The 12,099-nt window shown below is 70.5% G+C and carries 11 protein-coding genes; all 11 read right to left on the reverse strand.

The features are described from left to right. Nucleotides 1–456: 456 nt before the first annotated feature. The 11 genes from AVW09_RS09915 to argC are packed head-to-tail and all read right to left on the reverse strand — an operon-like array spanning nucleotide 457 to nucleotide 11,900. Nucleotides 457–1,284, reverse strand: coding sequence for a DUF4184 family protein (locus AVW09_RS09915; protein ID WP_063257928.1), 828 nt, complete (start codon nucleotides 1,282–1,284; stop codon nucleotides 457–459). Then, a complete protein-coding gene (gene tyrS, locus AVW09_RS09920) occupies nucleotides 1,284–2,597 on the reverse strand; it encodes a tyrosine--tRNA ligase (RefSeq protein WP_063257929.1) in 1,314 nt (437 codons plus the stop codon). Before tyrS ends, AVW09_RS09915 begins: the two co-directional genes overlap by 1 nt. Nucleotides 2,598–2,644: 47 nt before the next feature. Next, nucleotides 2,645–3,358 (reverse strand): hypothetical protein, encoded by a 714-nt coding sequence (locus AVW09_RS09925; protein ID WP_063257930.1) that lies wholly within the window; start codon nucleotides 3,356–3,358, stop codon nucleotides 2,645–2,647. Further along, entirely contained in the window at nucleotides 3,355–4,002 is a 648-nt protein-coding gene (locus tag AVW09_RS09930) for a SatD family protein (protein ID WP_063257931.1), read from the reverse strand. The genes AVW09_RS09925 and AVW09_RS09930 overlap by 4 nt, the downstream gene beginning before the upstream one ends. A 48-nt stretch (nucleotides 4,003–4,050) precedes the next feature. Next, nucleotides 4,051–5,481 carry an argininosuccinate lyase gene (gene argH / locus AVW09_RS09935; RefSeq protein WP_063257932.1) on the reverse strand — a complete coding sequence of 477 codons (1,431 nt, stop codon included), beginning with the start codon at nucleotides 5,479–5,481 and terminating at the stop codon, nucleotides 4,051–4,053. 40 nt (nucleotides 5,482–5,521) lie between these two features. Next, a complete protein-coding gene (locus AVW09_RS09940) occupies nucleotides 5,522–6,652 on the reverse strand; it encodes a heparan-alpha-glucosaminide N-acetyltransferase domain-containing protein (RefSeq protein ID WP_082822915.1) in 1,131 nt (376 codons plus the stop codon). Then, on the reverse strand, nucleotides 6,631–7,554 hold the full coding sequence (gene argF, locus AVW09_RS09945; protein WP_063257933.1) for an ornithine carbamoyltransferase: 924 nt from the start codon (nucleotides 7,552–7,554) through the stop codon (nucleotides 6,631–6,633). The genes AVW09_RS09940 and argF overlap by 22 nt, the downstream gene beginning before the upstream one ends. Then, entirely contained in the window at nucleotides 7,551–8,801 is a 1,251-nt protein-coding gene (locus AVW09_RS09950) for an acetylornithine transaminase (RefSeq protein WP_082822916.1), read from the reverse strand. The genes argF and AVW09_RS09950 overlap by 4 nt, the downstream gene beginning before the upstream one ends. Continuing rightward, entirely contained in the window at nucleotides 8,798–9,700 is a 903-nt protein-coding gene (gene argB / locus AVW09_RS09955; protein WP_022879121.1) for an acetylglutamate kinase, read from the reverse strand. The genes AVW09_RS09950 and argB overlap by 4 nt, the downstream gene beginning before the upstream one ends. Beyond that, on the reverse strand, nucleotides 9,697–10,854 hold the full coding sequence (argJ, locus tag AVW09_RS09960; RefSeq protein ID WP_063257934.1) for a bifunctional glutamate N-acetyltransferase/amino-acid acetyltransferase ArgJ: 1,158 nt from the start codon (nucleotides 10,852–10,854) through the stop codon (nucleotides 9,697–9,699). The genes argB and argJ overlap by 4 nt, the downstream gene beginning before the upstream one ends. Then, nucleotides 10,851–11,900, reverse strand: a complete 1,050-nt coding sequence (gene argC / locus AVW09_RS09965) for an N-acetyl-gamma-glutamyl-phosphate reductase (RefSeq protein ID WP_063257935.1) — start codon at nucleotides 11,898–11,900, stop codon at nucleotides 10,851–10,853. Before argC ends, argJ begins: the two co-directional genes overlap by 4 nt. Nucleotides 11,901–12,099: the final 199 nt, after the last annotated feature.

Genomic DNA, 12,099 nt, shown 5'->3' on the forward strand with positions numbered 1-12,099 from the left:
GGCCGGGACAGACGAGTTCAATCTGACCAAAGAGAAACATCATTACTGACGTATCCAATGCCAACCCCCGAAAGGAGTTGGACTTTGATCCAAAGGAATTTCTCGCAATCCGAAAAACGGACCGACGAGGAATAAATTGGCATTTGACAAGTGCACGCTGTTGAGTTCTCAAGGAACGGACGCACCCACAGAAACGATCTCTCGACCTACCCGCGAGGCAACTTCACTACCTGATGCGCCACAGGCACGTCACAACCCACGAGTCGAATCAGAAGATTCAGTCATGGAAGACAAGCGCCGAGTGGCAGAATCCGATCGTATACCCACAAGCCGAAGCTCACAAGTTCTGATCGGGGTGGTTAGCCGCTTGAGAGGACGCGGGGCCTTCCGGCCGCTCCGCTCTCCCCTGTGGGGCGAACAAGTAATAAGTTACGCGGATCCGGGCGACTCGTCCAATCAGCGCCTCAGCCCGGGCGTGTCGCGAAGCGAAGACCCCGGAAACACGCGGATATAGGCCCGCCGTACGACCTGGACCGTGACAGCGAGCAGAACCGACACGATCGCCCATGCGGCAGCGATACGCGTGAGAACGCCATAGACCAGCGCGGTCGGCGTCATCGCTTCACCGAGGGACGCACTCACGGAGACCGCGATCGCTCCCCCGACGATGAGAGCCACGGGCAGCGACAGCCACCAGATGAGGCGAACGACATCGGACAGCACCCGACGCACCGGACCCGCGCCGCGCCGCGTCACCCAGACGAGGCCGTAGACGGCGAGCACGATCAGCCCGAACGCGCTCGAACCGTACTGCAGCCACTTCACTCCGGGAAGAGGGCCCCATTGATCCTCCAACGCGGGCATCAGCTCCACGCCGAGTCGTCCCTCGTGCGTGAAGAGATCCCATGCGATGTGGGTCAGGACCCCGAACGCCAGCGACACGATGAGCCAGATCAGCGCCACGGCTCCCCCGCCGAGCGACTCGCGGAGCCCCTCGCGCCAGCCGGCATCCCACCGCGACGGCAGACGTTCGGCGACAGCGCGCGGGGAAAGCTCGCGGACCGCGGGCCGCAGGACGCAGCGCCAGAGCAGGAACAGCACGAGCGCGAGTGCCGAGGTGACGACCACCCACGCGGGATCGTGCGTCATCGAGTAGTCGGGCCACATTCCGCGGAGGAATAACGGCAGGTCGGGGGTCATCGCCCCGACGGCGATCGCCGCCAGCACCAGCCGCGTGCGCACGAAAGGGAGCGCGACGACGGCATGGCTCGGCGTGAAAGGCATCAGCCGACGAACACTCCGGCGAGCGTCTTCTTTCCGCGGCGGAGGACCGAGACGCCCCCGGGAAGACCGCCGGTCACCACGGCCTCGTCGGACGAGACCTTCTCGCCGTCCAGCGAGACACCGCCCTGCGCGATCGCTCGGCGCGCCTCGCTCAGGCTGCTCACGAGCCCCGTCGCCGTGAGGGCGTCGACCACCGTCGCCCCGGGCGGCAGCACCGCGTGCGGCAGTTCGTCGAGCGCGCTGCGCAGCGTCGCGGCATCCAGAGCCGTCAGATCGCCCTGCCCGAAGAGGGCCTCGGTGGCCGCGATGACGGCCTCGGTCGCCTCCGTGCCGTGCACCGTCGTCACGACCTCGCGCGCCAACCGCTTCTGCGCGGCGCGCCGGAACGGTTCTTCGGCGACGAGGCGCTCGTACTCCTCGATCTCGGCGCGGGTGAGGAACGTGAACACCTTCAGACGCTCGACGACATCACGGTCGTCGGTGTTGAGCCAGAACTGGTACATCGCCCACGGGCTGCACATCTCGGCATCCAGCCAGATCGCATTGCCCTCACTCTTGCCGAACTTCGTCCCGTCGCTGTTCGTGATGAGCGGGGTGCCGATGGCGTGGACCGAGGCGCCCTCGACGCGGCGCACGAGGTCGGTGCCGCTGGTGAGGTTGCCCCATTGGTCGCTGCCGCCCGTCTGCAAGACGCAGCCGTAGGCGCGGAACAGCTCGAGATAGTCCAGGCCCTGGAGAATCTGGTAGCTGAACTCGGTGTAGCTGATGCCGGCCTCGGAATTGAGACGGGCGCTCACGGCATCCTTCTTCAGCATCGTCCCGACGCGGAAGTGCTTGCCGATCTCGCGGAGAAAATCGATCGCGCCGAGCGGGGCGGTCCAGTCGAGGTTGTTGACCATGCGCGCCGCGCTGTCACCCTCGAAGCTCAGGAAGCGTTCCACCTGGGTCCGCAGCCGATCGACCCACTCGGCGACGGTCTCGCGCGTGTTGAGCGTGCGCTCCGCCGTCGGACGGGGATCGCCGATGAGACCGGTCGAGCCGCCCACCAGGCCCAGGGGGCGGTGCCCCGCGAGCTGCAGTCGACGCATCGTGAGCAGCTGGACCAGGTTGCCGAGGTGCAGGCTGGGGGCCGTCGGGTCGAAGCCGCAGTAGAAGACGATGGGAGGCCCGGAAAGCAGGTCGCGCAGCTCGTCCTGGTCGGTCGAGACGTGGATCAGGCCGCGCCAGACGAGCTCGTCCCACACCGAGGTGAAAGCGGGATCGTTGGCGGGCGCGACGGCGCGAACGGAGAGCTCTTCGGAGGGCGCGGACACCCTTCCAGGCTATCAGCGGCGGCGCATCGGCCCGGATGCCGCCCGGCTCACGTCGCGTGCAGGCTCCACCACACGACGAACGCCGCCGCCAGCCCGGTGACCCAGCTCACGAGACTGCCGATGAGGAAGTACTCCGCGCGATCGCCGCCCTCGCCGTCGCGCGAGATCTCGGGGAAACGCACGATGCCCTTCGCCGCGAGAACCGCGGCCAGCAGCGGATAGGCCCCCGCCAGGGTCAACGCGAAGACAAGGATCCGCTCGAGCGGGCCGATGAGACGGCCGCCCTTGAGCGTCGTCGGCGCGTCACCCGCATCGGGCAGCACCCGCTCCCCCATCTCGGCGCGGAGGGCGATGCGGACGACGGCATTGCCGGACTCGAGGAGGAACAGCAGGCAGCCCGCCACCAGCAGCACGACATCCAGCGAGATGCCGGCGCGCGGACCGTACGCTTCCCAGACGGCACCGAGGAGTCCGGGGTGCGGCCGAGCGGGCGCCGCCACCACACACGCCGCGACCGCGACGCCGAGCAGACCGACCGGCCACAGCCCCGCGCGGGCGGGACCGCTCTCCGGCACGACCCACGTCCAGATCGCGGCGACGGCGACCGCGAGGAGGCCCGCGACGATGGCATCCGCTCCGGCTGAGACGGCCACGAGCACGACGCCCGCGATGGCGAACGCGATGCGTCGACGCCCGACGATGAGTCGACGCAACAGGTCGACTCCGCCGACGGCGACGAGGAGCAGTGCGGCGGCGATCATGCGGCGCCTCCCCCGGTCAGGGCGAGGAATCCCTCGACGACGGCGGCCGATCCGGCGGATGCCAGGGCCTGAGACACCGCGGACTGGGTGATGCCCTCGTCTCCGGCGAGCTCGCGCTGCGACCGGCCGAGGCACCGGCCGTACGTCAGGCGCCGCGCGCGTTCGCTCATCGACGAGACGAGCTGATCGCGAGACAGCGCGTAGGCGTTCGCGAGCGCGACGCTCTGCCGCACCTCGGCATCCGCTCCCTCCTGCGCCTCGAACCAGGTGCGCGCGAGCGGCGCGACGCGTTGCTGGACGGCCTCGATCCGCTCGATCGCGGCACGCGCGGCCCACCACGCGGGGCCCTCGGGGATCGTCCGATCCCCCAGTTCCACCGGCCGGACGTCGCCGACGCCCACGCCGAAGCGGCACTCGACCCCGTCCGGCAGGTTCAGGCGCACGAGGAGCAACGCCGCCGCCGCCGCGGCGACCGTGGGGTACTCGGCCTGCAGCTCGTCGCCGACGACGGCCGTCAGAGGAGCGACGGCGAGCGGGACGTCGGCCTCCGCGCGGGCGACCGCCGTCTCGATCGCGCGCTGCGCGGCCGTCCGATCGTCCAACTCTCGCGAGCGGACGATATCGGCGATCACAGCGGCGGTCATGGGATAAGCGTATTGCTTATGGGGGCGGTTTTATAAGTGTTTGGCTAATCAGAGGGACAGGGCGTGGGCCGCGGACTGCGCCCGGGCGACCAGTTCGGTGCGCTGCTCCGCCACGCGGGCGGGGGCGGTGCCGCCCGCACCCGTGCGACTCGCGACCGACCCCTCGATGGTCAGCACTCCGCGGACGTCCGGCGTGAGGGACGGGGACACGGATGCCAACAGGGCGTCATCGGCATCCTCGAGACCGATCCCGCGCTCCTCGCACGCACGGACGAGAGCGCCCGAGATCTCGTGGGCGTCACGGAACGCCACGCCCTGCCGCACCAGCCACTCGGCGACGTCCGTCGCGAGGGAGAAGCCCTGCGGGGCGAGCTCCGCCATGCGCTCGGTGTGGAAGCGGAGGGTGGAGATCATGCCGGAGAAGGCCGGAAGGACGAGCTCCAGGGTGCGCACGGAGTCGAACACCGGCTCCTTGTCCTCCTGCAGGTCGCGGTTGTACGCGAGCGGGAGGCCCTTCAGCGTTGCGAGCAGGCCCGAGAGGTTGCCGATCAACCGGCCGGCCTTGCCGCGCGCCAGCTCCGCGATGTCGGGGTTCTTCTTCTGCGGCATGATGCTCGACCCGGTGGAGTACGCGTCGTCGAGGGTCACGAACCCGAACTCGCGCGTGTTCCACAGGATCACGTCTTCGGCGAGGCGAGACAGGTCGACGCCGATCATCGCCGCGATGAAGGCGAACTCGGCCACGACGTCGCGCGAGGCCGTGCCGTCGAGCGAGTTCTCGGCCGGACGGGCGAGCCCGAGCCGGTCGGCGACCAGCTGCGGGTCGAGACCGAGCGTCGCCCCGGCGAGCGCGCCGCCGCCGTACGGCGAGACGGAAGCGCGCACGGACCAGTCGCGCAGGCGCTCGATACCGCGCACGAACGCCCAGCCGTAGGCCTGGAGATGGTGGGCGAGGAGCACCGGCTGTGCGTGCTGCAGGTGCGTGCGCCCGGGCATGATGGCCGACTCGTGTGCGGTCGCCTGGGCGACGAGCGCGTCGATGAGCCGGAGGAGTTCGCGCGTGATCGTGCGCGCGTGATCGAGCAGGTAGAGGCGCACGAGCGTGGCGATCTGGTCGTTGCGGCTGCGACCGGCCCGGAGCTTTCCGCCCAGGGCTGCTCCCACGGTCTCGATCAGCACGCGCTCGAGCGCACCGTGCACGTCTTCGTCGCCGGGGGCGGCGACGAGCGTGCCCGCCCGTACGCGATCGGCGATAGCGTCGAGACCGGCGTGCATCTCACGGGCCTCATCGGCGGAGAGGTAGCCCGCGGCTTCGAGGGCCGCGGCGTGCGCGTGCGACCCGGCGATGTCGTAGAGCGCGAGGTCCCAGTCGAAGTGGGTGGAGCGGCTCAGCGCGGCGAGCTCGGGAGACGGCCCGCCGGAGAAACGGGCGCCCCACAGCGCGCCCTCGTTCGTGCCCTGACCGGTCTCACTGCTCATGCTCCCAGCCTAGCGAGAGCGGCGGACACCACCCGGCCGCTCAGACCGCGGCCGCCGGGGGCGTGGCATCCGGTCGGGTGGGGGGACCCACGACGCGACGCACGAATCCGTCGATGACGGCCTCGAGCGGTCCGCGGCCGACGAGAAGAGCCCACGCCGTGCAGCCCGCCACGATTCCCACGGTCAGCGGGAGGAAGAGACCCGCCTCGCGCACGCCCGACAGGTCGGAGGCGTCGCCGAGAACGGCGACCGCGAAGACGGCCCAGACGACGATGTGCGCCACGTAGGCGGTCAGCGGCATGGAGCCGACCGCGCGGAGGGGAATCGCCACCCACCGCACCGGCGTTCGGCAGATCAGCAGGCACAGCCCGATCACCGCGATCGCGAAACCGCCGGAGCCGATGATCTCGCCCAGTCCCGAGGAATGCGCCTCCGCGGTCAGGACCGCCGCGAGGTACGGGGTTCCCGGAGGAGCGACCGAAGCCAGGCCGTAGCCGAGGGCGGACACCGCGATCCCGACCACCGTGACCAGCACCTGGACACGCACCCTGTGGAGGTCGAGGCGACCCACGCCCATCCCGGCGAGGAGGAAGGCGATCCACACCGGGAACGGATAGTGCCATCCCACGAACGCGGCGAGGTCGTCTCCTGCCGGGCCCGACCAGATCGGTGCGGCGTCGAGCAACGGCTGGATCCACGGCATCACGGCCGCGGCGATCGCCGCCGCGAGGAACAGCCGGCTCGACCGCAGGCCGAGGAACGGCAACGACAGCGCGAACAACAGGGCGTAGGCCGGGAGGATCACGTACACCGGCACCCCGGTCATCACCAGCAGGATGCCGATCCCCCACAGCAGTCCGCCGCGCATCGCCAAGCGGGCCGACGCCCGGATGCGCGCGGGCCCCTCGATCGGACGCGGGCCACCGGTGACGAGTGCGATCGACAGGCCCGCAAGGGTGGCGAACAGGATCGACGAGCGGCCGTTCACCACGTCGAGCCACGTCGCGGGATCGTCCGGCGCGAACGTCTCCTCGATCGTCAGCAGGTGCGCGGCGAACATGCCGAGCACCGCGAGTCCGCGCGCCAGATCGATCCCGACGAGCCGAGCGGGGCCGTCGAAACGGCGCCACGCCCGGTTCGCGCGCGGCGTCAGTCCTGGCGCAGCAGCCACACCAGCAGCGCCTTCTGGGCGTGCAGCCGGTTCTCGGCCTCGTCCCACACGACGCTCTGCGGGCCGTCGATGACCTCGGCCTCGACCTCGTAGCCGCGGTCGGCGGGGAGGCAGTGGATGAAGATCGCGTCCTCGTCGGCCCGCGACATGAGGTCAGTGGTGACCTTGAATCCGCCGAGATCGCGGATGCGTGCGATCTTCTCCTCTTCCTTGCCCATCGAGACCCAGGTGTCGGTGACGACGACGTCGGCCCCGGATGCCGCGGCCGCGGGGTCGTCGATCAACGTGATCGAACCGCCGGTCGTGACGGCGATGCGCTCGGCATCCGCGATCACGTCCGGACGGGGCGCGTAGTCCGCGGGCGACGCGACGCGGACGTGCATCCCGGCGGTGACCCCGGCGAGCACGTACGAGTGCGCCATGTTGCTCTGGCCGTCACCGAAGAACGACAGCGTGAGACCCTTGAGCTCACCCTTGTGCTCACGGATCGTGAGCAGATCGGCGAGCAGCTGGCACGGGTGGAAGTCGTCGCTCAGAGCGTTCACGACCGGGACGCGGGTCCCGCGGGCCATCTCCTCGAGGCCCGCCTGGGCGTAGGTGCGCCACACGATGGCGGCGACCTGCCGCTCGAGGACGCGCGCCGTGTCGGAAGGGGTCTCCTTGCCGCCGAGCTGGCTGTTCGCGGTGGAGATGATGAGCGGCGAACCGCCCAGATCGGCGATGCCGACCGCGAAGGACACGCGCGTACGAGTCGAGGACTTGTCGAAGATCACGGCGACGGTCTGCGGACCGGCCAGCGGCTTCTGGGCCCAGCGGTCCTTCTTCAGCTCGAGCGCGAGATCCAGGATCTCGGCCTGCTCGGCCGGGGACAGGTCGTCGTCGCGCAGCAGGTGGCGGGTCACGCGGGAACTCCTTCGATGATGAGGGCATCGGCCACGGTGGCCAGCGCAGCGCCGAAGAGATCCAGGAACTCGGCGATCTCGGCATCCCCGATGATGAGCGGTGGGGCGAGGCGGATCGTCTCGTCGTTCGCGGCGTTGACGATGAGCCCGTGCTCCTGCGCCGCGGCCACGATGGCCTTGGCGACCGGGTGGGTCAGCGCCACGCCGAGGAGGAGTCCCCGGCCGCGCACACCCGCGATGAGGGGCGAGCCGAGGGCGGCGATGCCGTCGCGCAGCTGCGCCTCGCGTTCTGCCGCGTTGCCGACGAGGTCCGCGGACTCGATCTCCTGCAGGACGGCGCCCGCCACGGCGGTGCCCAGCGCGTTGCCACCGAAGGTCGAGCCGTGGGTGCCCGGGAAGAAAAGGTCGCTGGCCGCGCCGAACGTGATGAGAGCGCCGATCGGGAACCCGCCTCCGATGCCCTTCGCCACCGTGATGGCATCCGGAACGATCCCCGCGTGCTGGAACGCGAACCACGCGCCCGTACGGCCCGCGCCGGTCTGGATCTCGTCCACGATCAGCAGTGCGCCGTGGCGCGCGGTGATCTCCCGGGCCGCCTCGAGATACCCCTCGGGCAGTTCGACCACACCGGCCTCACCCTGGATCGGCTCGACGATGAAGGCGGCGACGTGTTCGTCCACCGCGGCCTCGAGCGCCTCGATCGTCGCGTCGATGTGCTCGACACCGGCGATCATCGGGAGGAAGTCGGCCTGGAGCGCGGGCTTGCCGGTGAGCGCCAGGGCGCCCATCGTGCGGCCGTGGAACCCGCCTTTGAGCGTCAGGATGCGGGTCCGGTCGGTGCCGCGCCCGTGCAGCCGGGCCAGCTTGAACGCCGCTTCGTTCGCCTCGGCGCCCGAGTTGGCGAAGTAGACGCGCCCGGAATCCCCGGTGCCGGCGAGCCGCTTGAGACGCGCGGCGAGCGCGAGCTGCGGGGGCGTCGCGAAGTAGTTGGAGACGTGCGCGAGCGTCGCCGCCTGCGTCGCCACGGCCTCGACGAACGCCGGGTGGGCGTGACCGAGCGCGTCGACCGCGATGCCGGCGAGGAAATCGAGGTACTTCTTGCCGTCGCCGTCCCACACGTACGCGCCCTCACCGCGGACGAACAGGGCCATGCGGTCGCCGAAGCTGCGGACGAGGTCGCGTCCGGCATCCTCCTGCCAGGACGGGCCGCGCGAGCCCGGGGATTCCTGTGTCGTGTCCGCGTTCACGCGACCACCTCCGTTCCGATTCCTTTACTGGTGAAGAGTTCGACGAGCACCGAGTGCGGCACCCGTCCGTCGATGATGGCGGCCGTGGGCACTCCCCCGTCGACCGCGTCGAGGCACGCCTGCATCTTCGGGATCATGCCCGACTCGAGCTTCGGGACCATCGCGCGCAGCTCGGTCGACGTCAGGTGCGACACGAGCGAGTCGCGGTTCGGCCAATCCGCGTACAGCCCGGGCACGTCCGTGAGGACGACGAGCTTCTTCGCGTTGAGCGCGACCGCGAGCGCGGCCGCCGCGGCATCCGCGTTGACGTTGAGCGAGGTCCCCGGGTTGTCCAGGTCGGGCGCGATCGACGAGACGATCGGCACGCGGCCGGCGGCGAGGTGGTCGAGGACCGGCTGCGGGTCGACCGTGACGACGTCGCCGACGCGGCCGAGGTCGTGCTCCACGCCGTCGACCACGACGCCGCGGCGACGGCCGCCGAAGAGTCCGGCATCCTCTCCGCTGAGCCCGGTCGCGAGTGGGCCGTGGGCGTTGACCTTGGCGACGAGCTGCGGGTTGATCTGCCCGGTCAGCACCATGCGCACCACACCGATCGCCTCGGTCGAGGTGACGCGGTAGCCCCCGCGGAACTCGCTCGGGATGTCGAGCCGGTTCAGCATGGAGGAGATCTGCGGCCCGCCGCCGTGCACGACGACCGGTTTCACCCCGACGTAGCGGAGGTAGGCGATGTCGGCGGCGAACGCATCCTGGAGCTCATCGCTCACCATGGCGTTGCCGCCGTACTTCACGACCACCACCTGGTCGCGGTACTTGCGCACCCACGGCAGCGACTCGACGAGCGTCACTGCCCGTTCGCTCGCCTGGGCGGGATCGGTGTCCTGGAGGTCGATGTCGCTCATGAGGCGTAGGCGCTGTTCTCGTGGACGTAGTCGTGCGTGAGATCGTTCGTGCGGATCGTGGCCGCGGCGTCGCCGACCCGCAGGTCGACGAGGAGATCGGTCGCACGGGGAGTCAGGTCGACCTCCTCACGGGGGCGGTCGGGACCGCCGGCCGAGCACACGCGGACGCCGTTCATCCAGACGTCGACGTCGTACGGGTCGAACGCAGCTCGCGTGGTGCCGATGGCGGCGAGCACACGACCCCAGTTCGGGTCGTTGCCGAAGATCGCGGCCTTGAAGAGGTTGTTCCGGGCGATCGAGCGCCCCACCTCGACGGCGTCGTCCTCGGAGGCGGCGCCGACCACGCGGATCGTGATGTCGTGGCTGGCACCCTCGGCATCCCCCTGCAGCTGCGCCGCGAGGTCGTCGCACACCGCAGCGAGCGCGTCGGCGAACTCGTCGGCATCCACCCGGATGCCACTGGCCCCGCTGACGAGCAGCGTCACCTGGTCATTGGTCGACATGCACCCGTCCGAGTCGAGGCGGTCGAAGCTCACGCGCGTCGCCGCGCGCAGCGCGGCGTCGGCCTCGGCCGAGTCCAGGACGGCGTCGGTGGTGAGGACCACCAGCATCGTCGCGAGGCCCGGGGCGAGCATGCCGGCGCCCTTGGCCATGCCCCCGATGCTCCACCCCGTGCCGCGGTGCTCGGCCCGCTTGGGCCGCGAGTCGGTGGTCATGATCGCGAGCGACGCATCCTCGCCACCGTCGACGGAGAGGGCGGCGATCCCCTTCTCGACGCCGTCGAGGACCTTCGCGCGGAACACCTCGTCGCCCGTGCCGATGAGCCCCGTCGAGCACACGACCACGTCGCCCGCGCCGACGCCGAGGAGCTCCGCCGCGCGCTCGGCGGTCTGGTGCGTCGTCTGGAATCCGAACGATCCGGTGAAACAGTTGGCGCCTCCCGAGTTCAGGACGACCGCCTCGACGACACCGTCCCGGACGACCTGCTCGGACCACAGGATCGGATTGGCCTTCGCCCGGTTCGACGTGAAGACGGCGGCGCCGACCTTGAGCGGGCCGCGGTTGACGACGACCGCGACGTCACGGGCGCCCGTCGACTTCAATCCGACGGCGACACCGGCCGCCTCGAACCCTGCGGGGACGGTCACGCTCACGGGGCGACTCCATTCGTGGGGAGCGCCGTGGTCTCGCGGAGACCCAGCGCGATGTTCATGGACTGCACCGCGGCTCCCGCCGTGCCCTTCATCAGATTGTCGACGGCGCCGACGACGACCACCCGGTTCGCCGCGCGGTCGATAGCGAGCCCGAGGAGTGCGGTGTTGGCGCCCAGCACGTCCGCCGTCCGGGGGAACGTCCCCTCCGGCAGCACGTGGACGAACGGCTCGTCGGTGTACGCGTCCTCCCACGCCGCGCGGATCTCGGCGTCCGAGACCCCTTCGCGGATCGCGGCGGACGAGGTGGCGAGGATCCCGCGCGCCATCGGGACGAGAACGGGGGTGAAGGAGATCCGGATGCCATCGGCCGGTGCCCCGGCGGCGACCAGGGCCTGCCGGATCTCGGGGATGTGCCGGTGGGTGCCGCCGACCGCGTACGGGTTGGCGGTGCCGAGGATCTCGCTCGCGAGCAGGTTCGTCTTCGCGGACTTGCCCGCGCCGCTCGGCCCGACCGCCAGGACGGACACGATGTCGCCCGGATCGATGACACCCGCGGCGACGCCGGGAGCCAGCGACAGCGACACCGTGGACGCGTTGCAGCCGGGGGCAGCGATCCGCGTCGCGCCCCGCAGCAGTTCGCGCTGCTTGCCGTCGCCGACGGGGAGTTCCGGCACGCCGTAGGCCCACGGCTCGGCGTGCTCGCCGCCGTAGAACGCGGCCCAGTCGGCCGCGGAGGTGAGCCGGTGGTCGGCCCCCGCGTCGATCACGAGCGGCGTGTCACCGAGGGCATCGGTGTAGGCCGCGGACTGTCCGTGCGGGAGCGCGAGGAACACGACGTCGTGCCCCGCGAGCACCTCGGGCGTCGTGGCCTGCAGCTCGAGGTGCGCGAGCGAGCGCAGATGAGGCTGGTGGGAGATCAGCCGCTGCCCGGCGTTGGCGTGCGCCGTGACCGTACGGATCTCCACGTCGGGATGGTCGGCGAGCAGACGAAGGATCTCGCCGCCCGCGTAGCCGGAGGCGCCGGAGACGGCGACCGAGAGGGTCATGGATCCACCTTAGAAGTCGGGGCTGTGGCTGCAATGAGCGTGAACCGGGGCGGCGACGCCCGTATGCCCGACCGACGGCGGGTTACGAGGTCGCCGAGACTCGGCGTGCGACCCGACGTCGACGCACGGCAACGGTGCTCACGGAGAGCTCCTCGCTGCGGACGGCGTTCGACGACATTCCGCGAGAGTATCCGGCGCG

The organism is Microbacterium sp. T32 (assembly GCF_001619615.1).
In the GTDB taxonomy this organism is placed as follows: domain Bacteria; phylum Actinomycetota; class Actinomycetes; order Actinomycetales; family Microbacteriaceae; genus Microbacterium.

Excerpts from the sequence above, each read along its gene's own strand:
- AVW09_RS09915 (WP_063257928.1), bottom strand. The coding sequence starts at position 1,284 with ATGCCTTTCACGCCGAGCCATGCCGTCGTCGCGCTCCCTTTCGTGCGC.
- AVW09_RS09925 (WP_063257930.1), bottom strand. The coding sequence starts at position 3,358 with ATGATCGCCGCCGCACTGCTCCTCGTCGCCGTCGGCGGAGTCGACCTG.
- AVW09_RS09930 (WP_063257931.1), bottom strand. The coding sequence starts at position 4,002 with ATGACCGCCGCTGTGATCGCCGATATCGTCCGCTCGCGAGAGTTGGAC.
- argH (WP_063257932.1), bottom strand. The coding sequence starts at position 5,481 with ATGAGCAGTGAGACCGGTCAGGGCACGAACGAGGGCGCGCTGTGGGGC.
- argB (WP_022879121.1), bottom strand. The coding sequence starts at position 9,700 with ATGAGCGACATCGACCTCCAGGACACCGATCCCGCCCAGGCGAGCGAA.
- argC (WP_063257935.1), bottom strand. The coding sequence starts at position 11,900 with ATGACCCTCTCGGTCGCCGTCTCCGGCGCCTCCGGCTACGCGGGCGGC.